The organism is Gemmatimonadota bacterium (assembly GCA_022560615.1).
In the GTDB taxonomy this organism is placed as follows: Bacteria; Gemmatimonadota; Gemmatimonadetes; order Longimicrobiales; family Gaopeijiaceae; genus UBA1138.
Genome location: JADFSR010000014.1, coordinates 70615 through 92874, shown reverse-complemented (window position 1 = coordinate 92874; position 22260 = coordinate 70615). Strand labels below are relative to the sequence as shown.

20 protein-coding genes and 1 pseudogene are annotated in these 22260 nt (G+C 64.4%); 13 read left to right on the top strand and 8 right to left on the bottom strand.

Annotation, left to right across the window (positions count from 1 at the left end; translation table 11 throughout):
- The first annotated feature begins 351 nt into the window (after nt 1–351).
- The 3 genes from IIB36_10120 to IIB36_10110 are packed head-to-tail and all read left to right on the top strand — an operon-like array spanning nt 352 to nt 3366.
- Nucleotides 352–684 carry a PadR family transcriptional regulator gene (locus IIB36_10120; GenBank protein MCH7532095.1) on the top strand — a complete coding sequence of 111 codons (333 nt, stop codon included), beginning with the start codon at nt 352–354 and terminating at the stop codon, nt 682–684.
- 6 nt (nt 685–690) lie between these two features.
- Nucleotides 691–1410, top strand: a complete 720-nt coding sequence (locus tag IIB36_10115) for an ABC transporter permease (GenBank protein ID MCH7532094.1) — start codon at nt 691–693, stop codon at nt 1408–1410.
- Nucleotides 1411–1458: 48 nt separating this feature from the next.
- A complete protein-coding gene (locus IIB36_10110) occupies nt 1459–3366 on the top strand; it encodes an ABC transporter permease (GenBank protein MCH7532093.1) in 1908 nt (635 codons plus the stop codon).
- Nucleotides 3367–3407: 41 nt separating this feature from the next.
- Here IIB36_10110 and IIB36_10105 read toward each other — a convergent pair whose 3' ends face one another.
- Entirely contained in the window at nt 3408–6521 is a 3114-nt protein-coding gene (locus IIB36_10105; GenBank protein MCH7532092.1) for a hypothetical protein, read from the bottom strand.
- Nucleotides 6522–6621: 100 nt separating this feature from the next.
- Between IIB36_10105 and IIB36_10100 the strand changes: the two genes are divergently transcribed.
- Both IIB36_10100 and IIB36_10095 read left to right on the top strand, forming a co-directional pair.
- Complete coding sequence (locus IIB36_10100; GenBank protein MCH7532091.1) at nt 6622–6876, top strand: helix-turn-helix transcriptional regulator; 255 nt, start codon at nt 6622–6624, stop codon at nt 6874–6876.
- Complete coding sequence (locus IIB36_10095) at nt 6873–7334, top strand: hypothetical protein (protein MCH7532090.1); 462 nt, start codon at nt 6873–6875, stop codon at nt 7332–7334. Before IIB36_10100 ends, IIB36_10095 begins: the two co-directional genes overlap by 4 nt.
- On the opposite strand, the pseudogene IIB36_10090 reads toward IIB36_10095, so the two are convergent.
- A pseudogene (locus IIB36_10090) lies at nt 7331–8012 on the bottom strand (alpha/beta hydrolase). The gene IIB36_10095 and the pseudogene IIB36_10090 overlap by 4 nt on opposite strands.
- A gap of 21 nt (nt 8013–8033) precedes the next feature.
- Here IIB36_10090 and IIB36_10085 point away from each other — a divergent pair.
- Nucleotides 8034–9473, top strand: coding sequence for a hypothetical protein (locus IIB36_10085; protein MCH7532089.1), 1440 nt, complete (start codon nt 8034–8036; stop codon nt 9471–9473).
- Between the two features lie 63 nt (nt 9474–9536).
- On the opposite strand, the gene IIB36_10080 is transcribed toward IIB36_10085, so the two are convergent.
- The 6 genes from IIB36_10080 to IIB36_10055 form a co-directional block, all read right to left on the bottom strand.
- Complete coding sequence (locus IIB36_10080) at nt 9537–10196, bottom strand: hypothetical protein (GenBank protein MCH7532088.1); 660 nt, start codon at nt 10194–10196, stop codon at nt 9537–9539.
- Nucleotides 10197–10397: 201 nt separating this feature from the next.
- Nucleotides 10398–12332 carry a ferrous iron transport protein B gene (feoB, locus tag IIB36_10075; protein ID MCH7532087.1) on the bottom strand — a complete coding sequence of 645 codons (1935 nt, stop codon included), beginning with the start codon at nt 12330–12332 and terminating at the stop codon, nt 10398–10400.
- 16 nt (nt 12333–12348) lie between these two features.
- Nucleotides 12349–12654, bottom strand: coding sequence for a ferrous iron transport protein A (locus IIB36_10070; GenBank protein ID MCH7532086.1), 306 nt, complete (start codon nt 12652–12654; stop codon nt 12349–12351).
- Between the two features lie 155 nt (nt 12655–12809).
- On the bottom strand, nt 12810–15032 hold the full coding sequence (gene feoB, locus IIB36_10065) for a ferrous iron transport protein B (GenBank protein MCH7532085.1): 2223 nt from the start codon (nt 15030–15032) through the stop codon (nt 12810–12812).
- Nucleotides 15032–16072, bottom strand: coding sequence for a metal-dependent transcriptional regulator (locus IIB36_10060; protein MCH7532084.1), 1041 nt, complete (start codon nt 16070–16072; stop codon nt 15032–15034). The genes feoB (IIB36_10065) and IIB36_10060 overlap by 1 nt, the downstream gene beginning before the upstream one ends.
- A 326-nt stretch (nt 16073–16398) precedes the next feature.
- Nucleotides 16399–16815, bottom strand: a complete 417-nt coding sequence (locus IIB36_10055; GenBank protein MCH7532083.1) for a hypothetical protein — start codon at nt 16813–16815, stop codon at nt 16399–16401.
- 147 nt (nt 16816–16962) lie between these two features.
- Between IIB36_10055 and IIB36_10050 the strand changes: the two genes are divergently transcribed.
- The 7 genes from IIB36_10050 to IIB36_10020 all read left to right on the top strand — a co-directional run bounded on the left by IIB36_10050 (nt 16963) and on the right by IIB36_10020 (nt 22259).
- Nucleotides 16963–17583: a hypothetical protein gene (locus tag IIB36_10050; protein ID MCH7532082.1), complete on the top strand. Its 621-nt coding sequence runs from the start codon at nt 16963–16965 to the stop codon at nt 17581–17583.
- On the top strand, nt 17583–18137 hold the full coding sequence (locus IIB36_10045) for an adenine phosphoribosyltransferase (protein ID MCH7532081.1): 555 nt from the start codon (nt 17583–17585) through the stop codon (nt 18135–18137). The genes IIB36_10050 and IIB36_10045 overlap by 1 nt, the downstream gene beginning before the upstream one ends.
- 323 nt (nt 18138–18460) lie before the next feature.
- On the top strand, nt 18461–19255 hold the full coding sequence (locus IIB36_10040; GenBank protein MCH7532080.1) for a hypothetical protein: 795 nt from the start codon (nt 18461–18463) through the stop codon (nt 19253–19255).
- A gap of 4 nt (nt 19256–19259) precedes the next feature.
- A complete protein-coding gene (locus IIB36_10035) occupies nt 19260–20354 on the top strand; it encodes a hypothetical protein (protein ID MCH7532079.1) in 1095 nt (364 codons plus the stop codon).
- A gap of 4 nt (nt 20355–20358) precedes the next feature.
- On the top strand, nt 20359–20808 hold the full coding sequence (locus tag IIB36_10030; GenBank protein MCH7532078.1) for a hypothetical protein: 450 nt from the start codon (nt 20359–20361) through the stop codon (nt 20806–20808).
- A gap of 358 nt (nt 20809–21166) precedes the next feature.
- Nucleotides 21167–21673, top strand: a complete 507-nt coding sequence (locus IIB36_10025; GenBank protein ID MCH7532077.1) for a cytochrome c — start codon at nt 21167–21169, stop codon at nt 21671–21673.
- An 85-nt stretch (nt 21674–21758) separates the two neighbouring features.
- A complete protein-coding gene (locus tag IIB36_10020; GenBank protein ID MCH7532076.1) occupies nt 21759–22259 on the top strand; it encodes a hypothetical protein in 501 nt (166 codons plus the stop codon).
- Nucleotide 22260 lies beyond the last annotated feature (1 nt).

Sequence of the window (22260 nt, the reverse complement as noted above, 5' to 3'; positions counted from 1 at the left end):
ACCTCGTAGATGCGAGCGAGCAGCACGGCCCAAGACCCACCTTCGGTGGGTGCCCGCGAGCGGGGTTGGTGGGGCGAGCCGGCTCAGCATCGAGGGAGGGCTGCGGCCTTGGGCTCGTGCCTGTTGGTGATCGTCCGCATCCCAGAGAGCACGAGTATACGTACATAATTATACTAAATATACGTATACCCGCTAGAAAGCCATGCCGCCGGACTTCCTCTCCGACCGGCATATCGCGCCACGACCCCGATGCAACCCATCGGCTCTTCCTCCTGTCCAATACCTTGACTATCTAGGTACCATCGGTTCGCTTAATGCACAGACTATCTAGGTATACTTCAGGAGGCACTTGTGCCCATAGCCGGGACCAAATTGCTGCACGGCACTCTTGATACACTGATCCTCAAGACCCTCTCCTACCGACCCCGCCATGGATACGCCGTGGCGCGCTGGATCGAGGAGCAAACGGGGAACGCAATCCGGGTCGAAGAGGGCTCGCTGTACCCCGCGCTGTACCGACTCGAGAAGAAGGGCCTTCTGATATCGGAGTGGGGCGTCTCCGAGCTGGAGCGCCGAGCCAAGTTCTACAGCCTCACCGAGCGTGGTCAGGCCAAGCTCGACGCCGAGACAGACGAATGGCTCCGTTTCAGTGCGGCGGTCACCACTGTGCTACGGCCGATCTGAGCTGGTGTGAAGCGACGGGGGGAGATGATGGGACGCAGGATCATGCGACCGTCGGTGGAGCGCGAGGTGAACGAGGAGTTCTCGTTCCACGTCGACATGCGCGTCCGTGAACTGGTCGCACAGGGGTGGACTGAAGAGGAGGCGCGGGCCGAAGCCGTCCGGCGATTCGGTGACATGGAGCGCGTAAAACGGAGCTGCCGGGACCTGGGGACGAGAAGGGACGTGCACATGAACCGGCGACGTTGGTGGGACGAGTTCCGACAGGACCTCAGCTACGCGGTGCGTCAGTTGAGACGGGCGCCCTTGTTCGCGGCGGTCACGATCCTGACTCTCGGGATCGCCATAGCAGCCAACACGTCGGTCTTCAGCGTGGCGAACGCTGTGTTGTTCAAGCCGCTCCCGTTCCACGAGCCCGAAAACCTGACCTACCTGTGGTCGAGATACCTGCCGGCGTCGGGCTTCGACATCGACAAGTTCCCGCTCTCAGGTCCGGAATACCTGGACTACGCGGAGTCGACCGAGACCTTAGAGTCGATGGGAGTCTTCGAGCCGGGCTCGCGCTCGCTGACCGGGGAGACGATGGACGCCGAACGGATCCGGGTCGGCTTCGTCTCGCACTCCGTTCTGCCGACGCTGGGCGTGCTACCGACCCTCGGACGTCTGTTCACGCCTGAGGAGGACGTGGCGAACGGGCCGGCGGTCACGATACTCGGCCACGGCCTCTGAAAAACGCGTTACGGCTCCGATCCGGCGATCATCGGAACGTCGATCGTAATGAACGGAATCTCCACCGAGGTCATCGGCGTGATGCCCGAGGACTTCGAGTTCACTTCGGGTACAATGGCCTGGCTGCTGTTGGGACTGGACCGCAGCAACGAGGGCGGCCGTGCGAGCCACGGCTACTACGCGATCGGACGTCTCGCGGATGGCAAGACGATGGCGGACGTGCACGCCGAGCTCGAAGTCATAAAGCGACGTCGGGCAGCGGGATTCGAGCACAACGAGGCCCACTTCCTGTGGGCGAACGACTTCCACACGGAAGTCGTCGCGGACGCGCCCGAGCGCTTGATGCTGCTGATGTCCGCAGTCGGCCTCGTGCTGCTCATCGCCTGCGCGAACATCACGAACCTCCTACTCGCCCGCGGAGAACGCCGACACTCCGAGGTAGCAATGCGCACTGCACTCGGGGCCGGCCGCGCGCGCATCACTCGTCAGCTCGCTACCGAGAGCCTCGTGCTCGCGGGCGCCGCGGCCGTGCTCGGGCTCGGGCTCGCCTATTTGGGAACGAGCGTCTGGATCGCGATGGACCCCGAGGCACTGCCCAGGCTCGATGAGGTCGAGATGGGCGGAAGCGTTCTGCTCTTCACTCTCGGCGTCGCGTTGCTCACCGCGCTCCTGTTCGGAATCGCCCCCGCGTTCCTCGCGGGACAGCGAGCTGCCTCTTCACTGGCGGGCTCGGCAAGCCGCACCGTGGGCGGCCGCAGGAGCGCCTCCCTGCGACGCTTACTGGTGACCGGTGAGGTCGGACTCAGCCTGGTAGTGGTGATTCTCGCCGGTCTGGTCGTGCGCAGCTTCTCCACCTTGACCAACACTGATCCCCACATCGATCCTAACAACCTGATGACGTTTTCGATTTCACTGCCGACGGCGGCGTACCCGGACACCGAACTGATTCCGTCCGAGTTCGAGCGTCTTTTGGAAGGACTTCGCGCCGTGCCCGGCGTCACGGAAGCTACCGGAGCGTCGAGCTTGCCGTTCGGCGGAATAGGACAGTGGGACTTCGAGCTCGACGACCGTCCGCCGCGACAGGACGGCACCCTCGCTTGGAACGCCGGCATCAGCCGAGTCGCCACCGACTACTTCGAGACGTTCGGGATCCCGATCCTGGAGGGTCGCAGTCTCACGCCCCAGGACGGACGTCGCGACGAGATGGTGGCGGTGGTCAGCGAGACCATGGCGTCGCGCTTCTGGCCGGGCGAGAGCGTGATCGGCAAGCGTTTCGGCTACCAGATGCAAGACTCCGTGCCCTGGATCACGATCGTAGGACTGGTACCGGACCCTGTCACCTCACAGGTGACCGACGAGCCGTATCCGCACGTTTACGTGCCGCAGTCGCAATCGGGGATTTCCACCTACTTCGTTCCCCGGTCGCTCGGTATCGCAGTGCGAACGGGACTGGAGCCCGAGAGTCTGGTACCCGGCATGCGAGCCGCCGTGGCCGAGTTCGATCGAGACCTCCCTTTGTACCAACTCAAGACGATGGAGGACATCGTCTCGGACTCGTTCTCCAGCTCTCGAATCATGACCAACCTACTCGGCGTTTTCGCGGTGATCGCGTTGATCCTGGCAGGCGTCGGAATCTACGGAGTCATTTCATACTCCGTCGCGGGACGAACGCGGGAAATCGGCGTTCGTATCGCACTCGGTGCCGAACGAGCGGAGATCACGAGAATGATCTTGGGTGAGGGAGCCAGGCCGGTCGTTGCAGGCATAACGATCGGCATCGCGGCCGCGTGGTTCGCCACGAGGCTTCTCGAGAAGATGTCGTGGGTCGAGTCGACCGACCTGCTCAGCTTCACGCTGCTGCCGCTCACGCTGCTGGGAATCGGCATGCTCGCGAGCCTGGTGCCCGCCATGAGGGCCACGCGGATCGCTCCCACGGAAGCTCTGAGAGAGGAGTAGCGGCCCGGCATTCGCGGGACCAGCAGGCCGAAGGCCTCCCGCTACCCGTCGGCGATCGTCCGCATCAGCCGCTCCAGCCGCTGCTTGTGCTGCTCGAGCTCAGTCACGAGAACTTCGAGCCGCCCATACATGTCTGCCGCAGGCTTCTGGTCGGCGCTCTGCGTATTGCCGTACAGATACGAGAGCTGATCCGCGAGCATGGGCTGCGGGTAGCTCGAGATCGTCCCGTCCGTAACGAGCGCGGCCTCGATCTCTTTGAGTTGCTCCTCGACGCTGCTGCCTTCGGCGACCCGAGCCATCGCGCCCTCGAGTTTCTCGATCGTGCCACTCGCATCCTCGATAGCCGCCAGGATCTCGAGCCCCAAGTCAAACTGCGCCTGCAGGTCCGCTTGCGTTACGCCGTCCGCCGCGACACGAGGATCGATCAGAAGCTCGAAGCTGCGGGTGTGAGTCTGGCCGTCCACCGTGAGGCGGGCTTGGTACGTGCCCGGCACCACCGTCGGGCCCGCGCGCCGAGAACCGGTCGCGCCCGGAACGCTGAGATCCCAAACGAAGCGATGCACGCCGAGGCCGTTGCCCAGGCGGGCCTGCCCCGAGGAGCGCTGGAACGGACCGCGCATCTCTTGAGCTGTCTCGGTCCGGACGCTGTCGCCTCCGGCCTCGAACGTACGCACGACCTCCCCCGCGCCATTCAGTATCTCGAGCTGGAGCGACGACGCCGCGACGGTCAGCATGTAGTCGATCACGGCACCACGTTGCGAGTACTGCGGCTGGTCGGGCGACCCGCCGCCACTGCCACCACGGCCACCGCCGCGCCGGCGGTAAGCGTCCGACGGCTGAAAGAGGTGGGGACCTCCAGCGGCGATCGCCTCACCCAACTGCCGCAGCGGAGTGAGGTCGTCCATGATCCAGAACGATCGACCCATCGTGGAGAGGACCAGATCGCCCTGGTGCAGCTTGATGTCGGTGATCGGCGTCACCGGCATGTTGAACCGGAACGGCTCCCAGCTCTCTCCGTCGTCCAGTGAGACGAACATCCCGAACTCGGTCCCGGCGTACAGCAGGCCCTCGCGAACAGGATCCTCCCGGATCGCGCGCGTCGGGAAGTCCGAGGGGATGCCGTTGTCACCGGTCGTGAGCAGGGTCCAGCTCTCGCCGAAGTCCTCGGTCTTGTAGATGAACGGCGTGAAGTCTCCCAACAACGTGCGGTATGCGGCGAAGTACGCCCTTCCCGCCGAGTGCGGGGAGGGATCGATCGTCTGAATACGACCCTCCGGCGGCATGTCCGGCGGCGTCACGTCTGTCCAGCTCTCTCCCCCGTCGCGCGTCACCTGAACCAGACCGTCGTTCGAGCCCGCCCAGATCACGCCCGCCTGGACCGGAGACTCCTCGATCGCGTACAGCACCGAGTAGTGCTCTTCACCCGTAATGTCTCGCGTGATCGGCTCGCCGGACACGACCTGTCGCTCTGGACGGAAGGCGGTGAGGTCCGGGCTGATGCGCTCCCAAGTGACTCCTTCGTCGGTTGTCTTGTGCACGTACTGCGAGCCGTGGTAGACGACGCTCGCATCGTGCGGCGACACCTCGATGGGCACGACGCGCTGGAACCGGAATGGCAGCTCCGCGGGGTTCGTGCCGTACAGGTTCACGAAGCCCACGTAGTACTGCTTCTCCTGACCGGTGGTGTGGCTGTAGCGGCCGAAGCGGCCCTTGCAGTTCGAGTAGACGATGTCGGGATCGCCTGGCTTCGGGACGGCCGGACCCGTCTCGCAGCCACCGATCGACTTCCAGTTCCCCGTGTGGCCGCCCGCCGAGCCGTCCTCCGGTGGATCGCTCGGCACCATGATCGTCGAGTTGTCCTGCTGACCCGCGTACAGCCAGTACGGGAAGCGGTCGTCGACGTCGACCTGGTAGAGCTCGGCGGTCGGTTGGTTGTGCTGGGTAGACCAAGTCGCGCCACCGTCGAGTGTGACGTTGGCGCCCCCGTCGTTGGATTGAATCCAGATGTTCGGGTTGTCGGGGTTGATCCACATATCGTGGTTGTCGCCGTGCGGGGTGCCTACGCTATCGAAGGAGAGTCCACCGTCCTGTGACGCGTACATGCCTTCGTTGTTCACGTAGACCTTGTCCGCATCGGTTGGGTCGACGTCCACGTTCGTGTAGTAGAACGGGCGGTTCATGATGCCCGCCTGGTTGCTGACGAGCGTCCAGCTCTCACCGAAGTCGTCGGAGCGGTACAGTCCTTCGTCCGGGTCGGTCGTTTCGACGAGCGCATAAACGCGGTTCGGCGCGTCGGCACTGACCGCGAGATCGATCTTCCCGATCAGGCCCGTCGGCAGACCTCGCGTGACGATCCGCCACGTGTCGCCTCCGTCGGTGGACTTCCAGATACCGTCTTCGCCGCCCGATGCTTGCATGCCCGAGATGATCGTCCACGGCTGGCGCTGCCCGCGCCACATCGCGGCGTAGATCTCGTTGGGATTCGCGGGGTTGATCTCCAGGTCGATCGCGCCGACGGAGTCCGACGTGAAGAGGACCTGCTCCCAGTTCCGGCCGCCGTCTCTCGTGCGGTAGACGCCGCGGTCCATGCTCTTCGCCCACGGGTTCCCGAGCGCCGCCGCGTATGCGACGTCGGCATCCTCAGGGTGGATCTCGATGGAACCGATCTGCCCCATCTGCTCGAGGCCGATCTTCCGCCAGGTCGCGCCTGCGTCGTCCGAACGGTACGCGCCGCGCCCGACGATCACATTGGAGCGGATGCCGTCCGAGCCGGTGCCGACGTAAACGACGTTCGAGTTCGACCGTGCCACCCGGATCGAGCCGATCGACCCGGTCTCCAGGATGCCGTCCGCAATCGGCCGCCACGTCGTACCGTAGTCCTCGGTCTTCCAGACGCCGCCGCCGGTCGCGCCCATGTAGAACGTGTAGGGGTGGTCGCGGTGCCCCGCTACAGCCGTCACGCGTCCGCCCCTGGAGGGGCCTACGTTCCGGAAGGCCATGTCCTGGAACAGGCTTTCCACGGTCGAAGGGCCAGCATCCGTCTGCTGCGCTCGCACGTCCTGGGCCAAGAGCGCCGGGAGCCCCAACGCGGCGAGCAAGAGTGCCGTAGGGACGAGCCGAAAGCGATGTCGCGGGTGGGAATGCGTGGAAGTCATTCGGTCCATCTCCAAGGCGTGGTTTGGCGCGAGAAAAAAGTCCCCGTCGGGCCGGACGATCACAATGCCGCCCGCTGCTCCAGGGGTCAACAGATCGACAGTGCTGGAGCGTACCGAGGGTCACCTGCGCCTTTGGCCAGGCAAACTGTACGGCGCTCTCAGAGAGTTGACCGACGAGAGCCTGATCCGCGAGGTCGATCCGCCAGAGGGTGCGCCGAGGGAAGGTGGGAAGCGTCGGTTCTACGCGATCACTCGCAGCGGACGCTCGGCTTTGCATGAGGAGGTCGAGCTGTTGGCCGCCCTCGTGCGCGTCGCGCGCGCGAGATACGTGGGGAGTGACCCGGAGCAGGCATGAACGACCACGACCGCGCACGCACGTTCTACCGCCTCCTGCTTCACAACCTGATGCAAAGGCGTACCGGGAGCGATACGGCTACGAAGTGGAGGAAGCGTTCATCGCACTACTCCGCCTCGACGGCCGACGTGACGTCACGCGTCGAGGAGCTTCCCGGCGTCGGCGCGGTCGGCACGACGCAGGGCCACCCGCTCATGGGCTCCAACTGGGGCGGCACCGTGCGCATGGTCGTGAGCCAGGGAGCCAAGCGAGCTGTGTTCGGGCTCGTGATCGGGCTTGGGCTCGCGTTCGCGATGGGTGGCGCGATGTCAGGGATTCTAATCGGTGTGAGCCCCACCGACCCCGCGATATTCGGGGGGGTGACGTTCGTGCTCGCCGCGGTCTCGTTCGTCGGCTTGTACCTCCCGGCCCAGCGGGTATCGCGGACCGACCCGGTACAGGCGCTGAGCGCAGATTAGGCCAGTTCCGAGATCCAGTCGGAGAAGCGAGAGCACATCTCGTCGAGGACCTCTTCGTCGGTGCGGCCGGACTTCTTGGTGACGTGAAAGCCGTGGTCGGCGCTCTCCACCACGTGGAGCGTCGGACGCGGCTTCACGCGTCCCAGCAACGGCTTGAGCAGGTCGAGTCTCGCGAGCCTGTCTCTGGTACCCTGCAGGAAGAGCATCGGGAGGCCGACGTCCGCGAGGTGAGCGCCCCGCTCATCGGAGTCCTGGCCGGGCGCGTGCAGTGGAAAGCCGAAAAAGGCGAGTCCGAGCACACCTGGCAGAGGCTGGGTCGAGGCCGCGGCAGAAGTCATGCGCCCACCCATCGACTTCCCTCCAGCCAGCAGAGGGAGCTCGGGCTCGAGCGATGCGGCCTCGGCCACCGCGGAGCGCACCGTCTTCAAGAGGATCGGCGCGTGGTTCGGCCCTCTCCGGCCGGCTTCCATGTACGGGAAGTGGTATCGGAACGTCGCGATGCCCAGCTCCGCCAGCTTCTCGGTTACGGTCTCCATGAAGACGTGTCGCATACCCGCGCCGGCCCCATGCCCGAACACTATAGAGAGCGCGAGCCGTCTCAGGACGCACGAGAATCGCTGACACCTCTCCGGAGGACTGCGTCGCTACGAATCGATGTTCAGTGGCTTGGGCGGACATCCTCTAACACTATCTTCTGCCATGCCTTACGACCACGACACGCTCAAACGCTCCACGGTGCTCGTGGGCACCGTGCACGTCGTGGTCGCGGTGCTGTACTGGCTCGTTCTCGGGGTCACGATCGTTCACGACTTCGGCCCCGATAAGTGGGGCTGGTTCTGGCAGAGTTTGCCGACGGAGCTACTACGCACCCGTGCGGCTGAAAGCATCTGGTACATGCACGGGCAACCGCCACTGTGGAACATCTTGGGCGCGCTGCTGATCAAGCTATTCGGCTCCGTGCACATGCAAGCGTTGCAAGCTCTGCACATCGCCCTCGGCGCGGTGATCGCCGGCCTGTGCGTCCAGATCGTCGGTCGCGTGACCCGAGCTCCACGTGTCGCGCTCGTCACCGGCCTCGGCGTCGCGCTCCATCCAGCTCTCTTTCTGTTCGAGGCATACGCGCTGTATACCACTGCCGCTGCGTTTCTCATAACGAGCGCGGCATATCTGGTCACGCGCGCGCAGGAAGACGCGGGCGGACGAGCCGCACTGGGTTTCGTCGCCGTTGTTGTCGCGTTGATCATGACCAGAAGCGTCTATCACTTGATCCTCTTGCTCGGGGTCGTCCCTCTCGCGCTCTTGCTCATCGGACGACCGACGCGCCGGCAGTTGGCCCTGCTGCTCGTGCTCGTGCTTCTACCGACCGCCTGGTACGGGAAGAATCAGATTCAATACGGCTTCTTCGGCGCGAGCAGTTGGTACGGAATGGGGCTCTGGAGGACCGCGCTTTTCGACCAGGACAGCGCGGTGCTGGACGACCTCTACGACAGTGGCACACTGAGCCCCGTCGTGCGCGTCGAGGCCTTCGCGGCACCCATCGAATACCGCCGCCTCGGATACGACGAAGAGAGCCCGATTCCGGTGCTGTCCGGGAACGACTCGCACAACATCAACATCCCGGCGATTTCCAGGGACTACCGCTCTAGCGCAGTGCTGCTCATCAAGGCCACGCCGACTCAGTACCTGCGCAACGTGATCACCGCATACGGAAACTTTGCCACACCCTCGACGGACTTCGCGCACCTGGCGGACAACCGGGATCACATCAGGCTGCACGTTGCGGTCGAGCAAACGATCCTCGGCCGACCGCTCGTGGCACGCCTGGAGAACTCCCTCGGCAGAGGCTATTACGGGTCGTTCTACTTCCTACTCTTTCCAGCCGTGCTATTGCTCTACGGCTTTCAGCTTACGCGTAAACTGCGTCCCCGGGACGCTCTGGAACGGATCCGCCATGACGCGGCACCGCTCTTCATGGCCACGATCGTCTCCTACACGATCGTGATAGCATGCGCCATGGAGCTGGGGGAGAACCTGCGCTTCAAGTTCGTGATCGAGCCGGTTTTCCTCGCGCTGTTCGCAATAGTGGCCTCCCGCGTATCGTCCCGAACAGGTGTGCCCCAGGTGCCATCCAACCCCTGACGAGAGAACGCTCGCTCGGCTGAAGCCGCGCGGGCACCCGTTCCGCCCTTCGGTATGAACGGATCAGCCGCCAAGGCCGATGCGCACCCCGAGGTTGAAGATTGGCCAATAGTTCAGGTACGAACCGGCCGACTCCTCCCAGTCGCGAGCCTCGGCGGCCAAGCGAGAGTTTAGCTCGGCCCGATCCAGGAACGTACCCTCCGTGGCATACAGGTTGATCTCAGGTTCACCTAGGAACGCCACGCCGAGGTCCAAGAAGAGCCCGATGCCTGAGGAGATATGATTGCCGAAACCGATCAGCGCGTATGGCGCCCTATCTCTTGAAGAGAGGACACCAGTGAGCGTACCGAGCTCCGCGGGCGTGAAGGACCGCCCACCGATGTCTTGGTCCGTGGTGAAGTTGCCCTCGACCCTGGGGTCGTCGGACTTGAACAGCACGCCTCCGCCGATCCGGAACGAACCGCCGAGATAAACGTCCACGCCGACGTTGAACCACTCAGGCAATATGAGCGTGACGTCGATATCCTCGATGCTCGTACTCGGCTCGAATGGCATGAGTCCGGCACCGCCGCGGACGACAAACCAGTTCGTGAGCCCGAGTGCTATTTCGGCACCCACGCCCAGTGTGCCCGCGCGCGCGGCGATGCCAAGTCCCTGCGCCGAAACCACAGCCGGGACAGCGAGGAACAGCACGGTCGAGACGGTCAGAATGCTTTTTCTCATCAGCTTCTTTCCATCGATGGAGATGGGGGACGAATGGACGCGCAGGCAGGAGCGGCACCTCCCGTTCGGCTACCGTAGTATACGCGGTGCTGGCAGGCCGATGGAAGGTACTGGCAGTCGTCAGCGGCACCCTCTTCGAGCGTGGGAAGTGGAAGGCGGCGGCAGTCTAGCGGCCCGTGCCTGGCGTGAAGCGGGCCGCGCCTAGAAGACGCGAACGGCGATGAACGCGCCCGCGTACGCGAGCACGAGCATGTACGTGAACTGGAGCACGGGCCATTTCCATCCGGCTGTTTCGCGCCGCATGACCGCGACGGTCGACATGCACTGAAGCGCGAACGCAAAGAAGATCAGCAGCCCGATCGCGGCCGCCGGTGTCATGGCTTCGGCGAGCGCATCCTGCAACGCGAACGACTCGTCGCCCGCCCCCTCAACTCCGTAAATCGTCCCAAGCGTACCCACGATCACCTCGCGAGCGGCGAGCGAGGTCACCAAGCCCACGCCGATCTTCCAGTCGAAGCCAAGGGGCGCGATCACCGGTTCGATGACGTGGCCGATGCTCGCGAGCACACTGTCTTCGATCAGCGGCGGACCAAGCTCGGTGCGCGGGAACTGCGTCAGCGTCCACAGCACGATCGCGACAGTGAAGATGACCTTTCCGACGCGCTTCAAGAAGATCCCGCTCCGGTCCAGGAGCCGAAGCCCGAGCGACCGGAGCGATGGGATGCGGTATGGTGGCAGCTCCATCAGGAACGCCGTCGGCTCGGCCTTGAGCAGCGTGCGTTTGAGTAGGAAGGCTGTACTGATCGCCGCGACGATTCCGAGGCCATATAGCCCGAGCAACACAGCGGCCCGCTTTCCCATGATTGGACCGAGGAGCGGCTCGTCCGGGATGAAGGCCGCGATCAGCAAAGCGTACACCGGCAACCGTGCCGAGCACGTCATGAAGGGCGTCACGAAGATCGTCGCGAGGCGGTCCCGCTCGTCCTCGACCGTGCGCGCGGCGAGGATGGCCGGCACTGCGCAGGCATAACCCGACAGCAGCGGCAGAAACGCCCTGCCCTGGAGCCCGACCCGGTACATCATACGGTCCGCGATGACGGCCGCGCGCGCCATGTACCCGGAGTCCTCCAACACCCCCAGGAAGAGGAAGAGGACGAGGATCTGCGGCAAGAAGATCACCACGGACCCGACACCCGCCCACACACCGTCCACGAGCAGCGATCGAAACCATGTGTCGGGCAGGTTCGCGGTCAACCAGCCGCCCGATGCGCCGACGACGAACTCGACACCGTCCATGAGCGGCACCGCCCACGTGAAGATCGACTGGAAAACCAGGACGACCACGGCGAGGAAGACCAGAGGGCCCCAGACCCGGTGCAAGAACAGGTGGTCCAAGCGGTCGCTGAGGTGGGACGGACCTGGCGGCCTGAAGCCCGCCTCCTCGACGACTTCGCGGACCCTCGCTCGCCGAGCCTTGAACACGTCCACCATCGGCAGGGCGACACCTCGGGGAACGTTGGTCAGGGTCCGCTGCCGCACAGCGCTTGCGGGGTCGGCGACGGCCACATCCGCCGCAAGGAACTCCCGCACCGCATCCATCCCAAAACCGGTGCGGGCGCTGGTGCGCACGACCTTCACGCCCAGGCGCTCTGCCAAGGGAGCGTCGTCCACTCGCCCGCCACGCTCCTCCAACTCGTCTGACATGTTGAGCACGAGCAGCGTCGGCAACTCGAGCTCGAGCACGGGCTCGACCAGCATGAGCTGGCTCTCGAGGCGCGTGGAGTCGACGATGAGCACAAGTGCATCAGGAGCGCGGATGCCCTCGACCCGTCCTTCGAGCACGTCTCGCGTGATCCTCTCGTCAAGCGTCCGCGCAGAGAATCCGTGGACACCCGGCAGGTCGACGAGGTCGAGTTCTCCACCGTCCGGTAACGCGACCTTGCCAACCTTCTTCTCGACGGTGACTCCGGGATAGTTGGCGACCTTCTGCCGGAGACCGGTAAGCTGATTGAAGAGGGTGGTCTTGCCCGAGTTGGGCGGCCCGATCAGGGCGACGAGCGGTGTCTGGGCTACTTCTTGGACGGCGACACCGGAGGCAACGCGTCCGCCTTCCAGGACAGCGTGCAGCTCAGCCAATGGAGGGCTGCTAGCCTCAGTCCGCGTCCCGGAACTGATTGAGGAGACGCACACACAAACACGCGGCGGTCTCCTTACGAAGCGCTATTATCGAGCCGTCGATGGAGATGATCGGGTCTCCGGCCGGAGACGAGCGGACGGGGCAGATGCGACATCCCGGAAGGATTCCACGCTCGAGTAGGGGCTCGGCCTGGTCCGGAGGCAAATCGATGCTGACGAGCTCCACCGTCTGACGCAGGGGCACCTGGCCGAGACGCAGCTCCCCAACCGCCCCGCCTAAAGCGGTTACGGGGACTGTCGGAAGCTGGACAGCTGTGTCCACGGGCGACCCTACCTGAGAATGAAATTGACTCTCAACTAAGGTATGCGACGCAGTCCCTTCATGGAAGACACCGCCACCGCACCTCCCCGCGTCCCGTGGCGGGCTAGCCGACCTCGTGGAGATGCACATCCCGCTGCGGGAGCCGACAAGATCGCCTATGCCCCGAGCAGTCTCCAGACCTGGGTCACCAGGAAGCAGACGGTGACGCCCATCACGACCGGCATGAGCGTCGCGACCGTGGTCCACTTCGCGCTTCGTGTCTCCTTGTAGATCGTGTAGATCGTCGTGGAGCACGGGTTGTGCAGTAGGCTGAACAGCATGAGGCTCACGGCGGTCAGCAGCGTCCAACCTCCACCTCGGAGCAGATCCCCGGTCACGCTCACGCTGCCGAACTCGAACATCACGCCAGCCCCCTCGCCTCCCGCCCCAGCGCCCGTGAGAACGGTCAGCATCAGGATCGTCGGGATGACGATCTCGTTCGCCGGGATCGCTACGACGTAAGCGAGCAGGATGACGCCGTTCATCCCGAGCAGAAGGCCGACCGGGTCCAGCCACCCCACCGCGTGGTGCGCGAGGGTCAGGCCACCGACCGAGATGTTCGATATGAGCCATATGACCGCACCGGCCGGAATCGCGAAGATCACGGCGCGCCAGAGTACGATCAGGGTCCGGTCGATGACCGACGTATAGAGTGTCTGCAGCACACGGGGCGGGCGGTACGGCGGCAGCTCGAGGCTGAAAGTCGAGGCCTCTCCGCGCAGCACCGTCCGAGACAGAATCCACGACGAGAAGAACATCATCACGATGCCGAGCAGCGCGATGCCGACCACGGCGCTCGCGCTCACCAGGCCGCCGAGCCGCGAGGGAGCGAGCGCCCCGATGAAGATCGTCGCGATGAGAATCTGTGTCGGCCATCGCCCGTTGCAGAGCGAGAAGTTGTTGGTGATGATCGCGATGAGGCGCTCGCGCGGGGAGTCGATGACCCGCGTAGCGACGACGCCCGCGGCGTTGCAACCGAAGCCCATGCACATCGTAAGCGCCTGCTTGCCATGCGCACCGGCTTTCTGGAACATCGAGTCGAGATTGAACGCCACCCGGGGCAGGTACCCGAAGTCTTCCAGCAGCGTGAACAGCGGGAAGAAGATCGCCATCGGTGGCAGCATCACGGCGATCACCCACGCCGTGGCGAGATACACTCCGTCAATCAAGAATCCGTCGAGCCACCATGGCAGTGACATCGCTGCGGCGAGCCCGTGCAGCCACGGTCGGCCGTTCTCCACGAGCAGCGTCGCCAACATGGACGACGGCACGTTCGCACCCTCGATGGTGATCCAGAAGACGACCGCCAGGATCAACAGCATGAGCGGGAAGCCGAAGACCCGACTCGTGAGCCACGCGTCCAGCTTCCGATCGAAAGCGAATCCGGCCTTCTTGAGGCCGCCCAACTGGACGCGAGACGCGACTTCTTCCGCGGCCTCGTACGCGCGCTGCGTGACCACGTCGTGGAAGTCGGGCGGCAGGTCCCAACGCAGTCGCATGGCGGTGTCGAGCACCTGCTCCCGGCCCGGTTCGGGCGCCAGGTCGACCAGCTCGCCTGAATCGTCCCGAGACAGTTGACCGAGCTCACCCGTGCGCACCGCCTCCATTACCGCTTCGTCGGCGTTGAGCAGTCGCAGCGCGACCCAGCGCGGGTTCGGTACCTCGGGGAAGACCCGCTCGATCACCGGCACGAGGCCAGCGATCGCCCGCTCGACTCGCGGTGCATGCCGCGCGATGTGCATCTGCTGCCTGGAACCAGCACCTGTCGCGACTTCGTGGACCGCGTCGAGCAGGTCATCGATTCCGACGCTCTCTCGTGCCACACCCTGCACCACCGGCACGCCCAGCTCCTTCTCGAGCTTCTTCGCGTCGATCGCGATGCCGTGCCGGCGGGCCTCGTCGATGAGGTTGAGGAAGACCACCACCCTGTCGGTGATCTCCCTGATCTGGAACACGAGATTGAGGTTCCGCTCGAGGCGCGTAGCGTCCACGACCACTACGGTGACGTCCGGCCGACCGAACAGTATGAAGTCCCGCGCCACTTCCTCGTCGACGCTGCCGGCCTGCAGCGAGTACGTGCCTGGCAGGTCGACGACCTTTACGCGCTTCCCCTCGTGCTCGAACGCGCCTTCCGCTCGCACCACCGTCTTGCCCGGCCAATTCCCGGTGTGCTGGCGGAGGCCGGTCAGCGCGTTGAAGACCGTGCTCTTACCGACGTTGGGGTTGCCGGCGAGCGCGACCAAATAGTCCCACTTGCCAGGGTTCAGGCCGAGCCGAACGAGGCTCTGCGTGCGATGTTGGGCGCAGGACCCGCACGCGCTAGCGGCGAGGATGGGCATCAGGAAGCGACCTCCGCCGCGGTCTCGACACGCTCGATGAGAACCCACTCGGCCTGGCCACGACGCAGCGCGATGAGCGCACCGCGAATGAGGTAGGCGACCGGATCGCCCGCGGCGCTCGTCATCTCGGCGGTAATCTCCGTCCCTTTGACCACCCCGAGGTCGAGCAGCCGCCGACGCTGCTGTCCGCGGCACGCCGGCGAGAGGTCTAGAACCCGACCCACTTCACCGGGCGCGAGGTCGGCCAGCGTCTCCGAGGGACCCTTGGCCCTCTCGCCCTCGGCGAGCACGCGCACGGTCACGTTGCGGGCATCGACGAGATCGACCGACCACTCGCGACCCCCGCTGGCGATACGCACGCGTCGGTCGTCGCGTGCCACGACGGAGAGCCGCACGCCGAGATTGAGACCCTGGGTGAGCAACGCGTCGAAGATCTCTCGCGGTTCGTCCTCGAGGTGCACTACTTCGACCGTACGCCCGGCGAGCGCTCCCGCGAGGCTCAGCCGCTCGACTTCCGGCAAGTCACCACTCGGTGTCGGAATCGGGTCGCCGTGTGGGTCCCAGCGCGGGTGTCCGAGCCGAGCCGAGAGCGCTTCCGCCTGCTCTGCGGAGAGGCTGTGCTCCACGCGCTCGGCCTCATCGTGCCACTCGGTCGCGGGCACACCAGTCCGGTCCGCGAGGTAACGCTCCCAAAGACGGTGTGTGCGGACGAGGCGCAGCGCCTGCTCGCGTCCATCCTCAGATAGCGCGGGACCTTCATCATCAGTGCGGATCAGACCCAGCTCAGTGAGGCGCTTCAGCAGCGTGGCGGCCCTCGCCCGCGAGATATCGAGACGCCCAGCAAGGCTCTCGAGAGTGCTGACTCGGCCGGCTTGCTCCCACGTGTACACGTGCTTGAGCGCGTCCTCGAGGCGAACACGCTCGGTTAGTAGCGCCACGTGTGCGAATCGCGCGTACACGCCCCGTCGCGGCCAGAAGACGAGCGCGAGGACCGCGACCAGCAGCGCGAAGACAGAGAGTGCGAGAGCGGGATTGACCATACGGATGTCGGACTTGGGTGGACGGAGCCAGCGCCGGAGGCGGCTCCCGTAATTTAGGCGTGCCTAAATTTGGACAACATCCCGCCGGGCGCAAGGGCCCTTCCGAGCCATCCCCCACGAGCTCGAACCCGGTCTTGTGGAGCACGCCGATCTACGGAGCCAGATCGACGCCGGTGGAATCGCCTTCCCGACTGATGTCCGAGAGGCGGGATCAGATTCTGAGCCTGGACGGGATCACCAGCCTGGCTCTGGACGTGACGTCGAAGCCACCGGGCACGATCGAACGGGAGTGGCGAGCGGCCCACCACGCTGTTCCGATCACCCCGTCAGAAACCCACCAAAGCCTGAAAGCGGTACACATACTGCAGAAAGCCACCTTGTCCGAGCACAACGATCTCGTCGTACTCCGTACCCCCGTCGATCAGGACCGAGAGCCGCACCGGTTCCTCGGTGCTGTGCTCGTTCAGAAGCTTCGCTGTGAAGCGCGCTTCAGAATTGAGAGCGAACTGCTCGTTGTAGTTCCCGGTGATCGTGATCGAGTCGAGGTTTGTGTAGACGATCTCCCCACTCGTTACGACGTCGAAACTCGTGGACACCGTGAGAATGAGCGGCTCCTCTGCCGATACCGATGCCTCGATGATGACGGTCGCAGACACCGGCGGACCCTCCGCGTTCGTGCATCCGACCAAGAGGAATGCCACGGCCGTCATCAGGAGGCGACGATCTACTCTAGGAAGATTCACTGCAATCTGCTCCGATCTCTCGAGGTTCACCCTCATTCCGTTACGCCGCTTCGCAGCCTCTCTTACCAAGCCTAACTCCCCCGCAGGGGCCCACGCGTTCCGGTCGGGAGGCCTCGCAGCCGGCGCTCATCCTGGCCATCTTCTCGCATGCTGTTCCTCGTCGCCGCACTCGCGGCACCAGCGATCGGGCCGGCGCTTTATGGCGGCCTCCACGGACACCCCAAAGCCGTACGCCTGGTTGACGGTTTCGTCTATCTGGCGGTACCGCTGCTCGTGGCGTGGCAGATCGTGCCGTTCGCGTGGGAAGATCGTAGCCTCCTCCTGCCTCTGGTCATGGTGGCAGGCCTACTCCTGCCCAACCTGTGCGAACGGGCGTCACACGCGTTCGAGGCGCACACAGACAACTTCGCCATCATCGTTGGGCTCTCCGGTCTGGCGCTGCACGCGCTTCTGGAAGGAGCCGCCTTCGGGTCCGGAGGCACGGTCGGTTTGGCGTTCGGGTTGGCCGTGATCCTGCACCGCATCCCGGTCAGCCTGGTCATTTGGTGGCTCATCCGGCCTCGGCACGGCACGTGGGCCGGCGTTGCGGGCGTCGCGACGATCGTGCTCGCGACCCTGATCGGGTACCTGCTCGCCGCAGGCCTGGACGGCGGCCAGCACGGAACCGGCGTCGAGTACTACCAGGCCTTCGTGAGCGGCAGCCTCGTGCACGTGGTCTTTCATCAGGGCCGTCACGATCATCGGCATCACGCGACGAAGAGCATGTGATGCCACGCCCGCCCGAACCGCCGCAAGGCTCGATCAAGTCCTACATCCGCACCGTCCCGGATTACCCTCACGATGGGATTCTCTTCCGAGACGTCACCGGGCTCCTGGAGAATGCTCGCGGGTTGCGTACGGCGGTGGACAGCATGGTGCAGCGGTATACCGGTGCAGGCATCGACCTCGTCGCGGGGATCGAGGCTCGGGGGTTCATCTTCGGCAGCGCCGTCGCCTATCAGTTGGGGGTCGGTTTCATCCCCATTCGCAAAGCCGGTAAGCTGCCGGGTGAAGTTGTTGGCGCGGACTACCAGCTCGAATACGGGACCGACCGCATTGAGATGCACGCGCACGCGATCTCGGAGGGAGACGACGTCCTGCTCGTTGACGACCTGATCGCCACGGGAGGCACCGCATCGGCAGCGGTCGAGCTGATCCGAGGAGTGGGTGGCACCGTCGTCGAGGCCTGCTTCGTCATCGATCTGCCCGACCTCGGAGGCGCGGACCGACTCCGTGCCCTCGGCTGTGACTGCTTCGCGCTTTGCGAGTTCGAGGGCACGTGATCTGCAGGAGTGGGGAGCCCTAGAGATGACTTCTATGTCCAGGCTCTTCGTTTCGGTCATGTGCTGTTGGATGCGGAAATTCGACAGGCGTAGTTCATCGCGGCAATGGTAATGGATGGGCAGGCGCGCGGAAGAGTTGGCTGCCCCCCCCCGCTAGGTCATGATTTGCAGCCACCCTGGCTAGATGCCGCGGCGCGCCGCACATTCTTTCGGTACGTTCCAACTACAGACTCGGGAGGCGTGACTTGAATTCGTGCGTCAGCCGATCGCGGATGCCACGTCTGGGCTCAGCGGTCATCTGCGTCCTCGCCGTGGCCGCCTTTGTGCCAGCCGCGGTTCGAGCCCAGCGCAGCGATATCCCGAGGCTTGCCTCTGGCAATCCTGACATCAACGGCATCTGGCAGGCGCTTGGTAACGCCCACTGGGACATCGAGCCCCACACCGCACGCGCCGCGCTAGCGATGCAGCCAGGCCCGGTCGTTCCCGTACCCAGGCACGAGATCGTGGCTTTCGGCGCAGTTGGTTCGGTCCCCTCAGGCAATGGCATCGTCGTCGGGGGTGAGATCCCCTACCTGCCCGCGGCGCTCACTCTACGGAATGAGAACCGCGAGAACTGGCTCGATCGTGATCCGGAGATCAAGTGCTATCTGCCCGGCGTGCCTAGGGCGACGTACATGCCGTTCCCGTTCCAGATCTTCCAGAGCGAGAGCAAGGTCTTCATGGTGTACGAATACGCCGGTGCCGTGAGAGACATCTATCTCGAGGACCCGGGCCCAGCCCAGATCGACACGTGGATGGGCCAGTCTGTCGGCCGGTGGGAAGGCGACGTCTTCGTGGTCGAGGCCACCGGCTTCAATGGTCAGGCCTGGTTGGACCGGGCGGGCAACCACTTCAGCGCGTCACTAAAAGTGGTCGAGCGGTACACCATGACCGGCCCCGACCACCTGCTTTACGAAGCGACGTTGGAAGACCCGAACACGTTCTCTCGCCCGTGGACCATCAGCTTGCCACTGTACCGCCATATCAACGCGGACGCGCGACTCGGTCAGTTCAAGTGCGTCGAGTTCGTAGAGGAGCTCATCTATGGACATCTCCGCAAGAATCCCATCGGCAGATAGGAGAATGATGGGCCTCGGGCGATTCGTACCGCTTATGCTGCTCGCGGTCGTCTCGATGGCGGCGGTGACGCCAGTGGCCATGGAGGCGCAGCAAAGGAACGACAAGTGGGTCGTGCCGCGCACCGCGGATGGTCACCCGGACCTGCAGGGGAGCTGGTCCAACGCGACCATGACACCGATGCTGCGTCCAGCTGGAGTGGGGCCCGTGCTGACTCCGGAGCAGGTCGCCGCGCTCGAGAGCGGCCAGCAGGACTTCATCCGGGAACAGCTGGCAGACAGTGATCCCGATCGCGGCCTGCCCCCCGTGGGTGGCGAGTTCACAGGGAATCTCCTCTTCGACGCGGGTGGTGGTGCAGTGGGGGGGTACAATTTCTTCTACATCGATGGCGGCGACGACATCGCCGTCTTCAACGGGGAGGCCCGCAGCTCGCTGATCGTCGATCCGCCCGACGGCCGCAGGCCGCCTCTATCGGAGGAGGGCCGGCGTCGCACGGAGGAACGCCTCGCATTCCAGCGACGCATCGGGGAGTACGACAACCCGGAGAGTCGAGGGCTCGCCGAGCGCTGCATCATGTCATTCGGCTCCAACGGCGGCCCGCCGATGCTGCCAAACTATTTCTACAACAACAACTACACGATTGTGCAGACCGCCGACTACGTGATGATCATGACCGAAATGGTTCATGACGTCCGTATCATCCGGCTCGGCACGCCCGAACCACTGCCGGCGCACATGCGTCCATGGATGGGCGACTCGTGGGGTCGGTGGCAGGGTGACACCCTCGTGGTGGAGACAACGAACATCCATCCCGAGCAGAACCTCGCCGGCTATCCCCCGGCCGCCTTCAATCCGTCCGAGAACATCAAAGTCACAGAGCGGTTTACGCGGGCCGACGAGCACACGATCAACTACGAGTTCACCATCGACGACCCCACGATGCTCAGCGGCCCGTTTAGTGGCGAGGTGCCCTTCAAGGCGCTGGACGGGCTCGTGTACGAATACGCGTGCCACGAGGGGAACTACGCGCTCGCCAACGTGTTAAGGGGTGCGCGAGCACAAGAACGTGAAGGCCCTCCCAATCAGCCAGATGCGAGGTAATCACATGCGAAAGACGTACACCGCGTTGACTATAGGCGCCCTGGCTCTCGGCCTGGTGGCAGCTCCGCTCATGGCACACCATGCCTTCGGTGCGGAGTTCGACAAGGACGCTCCGGTTCGACTCGAGGGCAAGATCGTGAAGCTCGAGTGGGTGAACCCACACTCGTGGATCCACCTGGAAATCGAGAAGCCAGACGGCACGAGTGAAGTCTGGATGGTGGAGGGGGGCACACCCAACGTCCTCCTTCGCCGCGGACTCACCCGCGAATGCCTGTCGCCGGGTACCGTGCTCATAGTCGATGGATACCAGGCGAAGGACCACTCGCTGCTGCGTGCCAACGGGCGCGACGTGACGTTCACCGACGGCACCAAGATGTTCTTGGGCTCGTCCGGGACGGGTGCCCCAGGTGACGCCGAGCGCCTGGCTGCACGGCGAGCAAGGGGTAGGTGCTGAGCGACAGATCGGCCTAGGAAACTACTAGGAGAACACGATCGCGTTTACGCTGGTGATGAGGTCCGGGGCACTCATGCGCTCAAGATGCGGACGCGGTTGCCAAACCGCGAGCGGACCCCTCGCATTGGTGTGAGCCCGCCAGGGCCCGTGACTAGTGCTCAACGCCTTTCGGCGTCAACGCGGTTCTCACATGTGTGGCGGGTGCATTCACCGCCCGAAATGGCAGTGCTCAACGCCTTTCGGCATCAACGCAGGACCCATAAGCTGGAGTCGTCGAGCGGCTATTGACAACCACCGACGCCGCCGATTTGTTGAGGCGTTCCAACGCCTTCCCACTGTCTTCCTCGAAAGGTGTGCCATGCGATTCGTCGGCACCGCTCTTGTACTGTTGCTCGCCGCGTGCGCGAGCGCGAGCACGGCAGGCCTGCCCGCTCCCGAACCCATGGGCAACCTTGCGCAGGTGATGCGGGGCATCCTGTTCACGAACTCCAACATCCTGTTCGACGTCCAGTCGATCGATCCCGACAATCCGCCGCCAGTGGCCGCGGGGGTAGGTGCCACGGCGCGCTTCTCCGGAATCTACGGGGGATGGCAGATGATCGAGAACGCGGCGATCGCCTTGGGCGAGGCGGCCAACCTCATCACGATCCCCGGACGCCGTTGCGAGAACGGTCGGCCGGTGCCGTTGTCACAGCCCAATTGGGCCCAGTTCACACAGGGGCTGAAGGACGCGGCGGACGTCATGTTGGTCGCGGCGCGGGCCAAAGATCAAGAAGCCGCGAGTGACGCCACCAACGACGTCGTAGAAGCGTGTTATGTCTGCCACGAGGTGTATCGCGATGTGGAACCACGCTGCACGCCTTGACCGTTTGCCTAACGTCTGACATCAGCCTGGTAGTCGGTGCCCGAACCGGCGGCGCTGAGCCACACCTCGCCGTGTGGATGAGCCCATGAGCCTGCGTAGCTGGTTCGAGTGGATGGACGCATTCCCAAGCAGCATCGCCATGCGCGAGTCGCTCTACGCCTTCCCGGTCTTGTTGACGATCCACGTCATCTCGCTGGTGATGTTCGCCGGGCTCGTCGTGATGATGGACCTACGCCTCCTCGGCGTGGCGTACCGAGGCACTCCCTTCTCTGAGGTCCAGGCGCGGCTCTTTCCGTGGCAGATGGTGGGTATGGCGGTGACCTCCCTCGCCGGACTTCTGCTCTTCTACGCCCAGCCGATGCGTTACTTCGGGAAGGTGCTCTACTGGATCAAGATGGCGTTGATCGTGCTGGCTGGCGTGAACGCACTCCTCTTTCACTTCACGACCTATCGCTCGGTCGCCAAGTGGGATACGGCCGGCCCGCCTCTCGGAGCGAAGGTGGCGGGCGTGCTGTCCCTGGCCATGTGGGCCTGTATCGTGGCCTTCGGCCGATTGACCGCCTACGACTGGTGGACCTTCGAGTAGG

What these genes read in the sequence shown, in the direction of transcription:
- IIB36_10060 (MCH7532084.1), bottom strand. Translation starts at nt 16,072, where the DNA reads ATGGTCAATCCCGCTCTCGCACTCTCTGTCTTCGCGCTGCTGGTCGCG.
- IIB36_10020 (MCH7532076.1), top strand. Translation starts at nt 21,759, where the DNA reads ATGAGCCTGCGTAGCTGGTTCGAGTGGATGGACGCATTCCCAAGCAGC.
- IIB36_10025 (MCH7532077.1), top strand. Translation starts at nt 21,167, where the DNA reads ATGCGATTCGTCGGCACCGCTCTTGTACTGTTGCTCGCCGCGTGCGCG.
- IIB36_10050 (MCH7532082.1), top strand. Translation starts at nt 16,963, where the DNA reads ATGCTGTTCCTCGTCGCCGCACTCGCGGCACCAGCGATCGGGCCGGCG.
- IIB36_10095 (MCH7532090.1), top strand. Translation starts at nt 6,873, where the DNA reads ATGAACGACCACGACCGCGCACGCACGTTCTACCGCCTCCTGCTTCAC.
- IIB36_10110 (MCH7532093.1), top strand. Translation starts at nt 1,459, where the DNA reads ATGAACGGAATCTCCACCGAGGTCATCGGCGTGATGCCCGAGGACTTC.
- IIB36_10035 (MCH7532079.1), top strand. Translation starts at nt 19,260, where the DNA reads ATGATGGGCCTCGGGCGATTCGTACCGCTTATGCTGCTCGCGGTCGTC.
- IIB36_10030 (MCH7532078.1), top strand. Translation starts at nt 20,359, where the DNA reads ATGCGAAAGACGTACACCGCGTTGACTATAGGCGCCCTGGCTCTCGGC.
- IIB36_10045 (MCH7532081.1), top strand. Translation starts at nt 17,583, where the DNA reads ATGCCACGCCCGCCCGAACCGCCGCAAGGCTCGATCAAGTCCTACATC.
- feoB (MCH7532085.1), bottom strand. Translation starts at nt 15,032, where the DNA reads ATGCCCATCCTCGCCGCTAGCGCGTGCGGGTCCTGCGCCCAACATCGC.
- IIB36_10080 (MCH7532088.1), bottom strand. Translation starts at nt 10,196, where the DNA reads ATGAGAAAAAGCATTCTGACCGTCTCGACCGTGCTGTTCCTCGCTGTC.
- IIB36_10105 (MCH7532092.1), bottom strand. Translation starts at nt 6,521, where the DNA reads ATGACTTCCACGCATTCCCACCCGCGACATCGCTTTCGGCTCGTCCCT.
- IIB36_10085 (MCH7532089.1), top strand. Translation starts at nt 8,034, where the DNA reads ATGCCTTACGACCACGACACGCTCAAACGCTCCACGGTGCTCGTGGGC.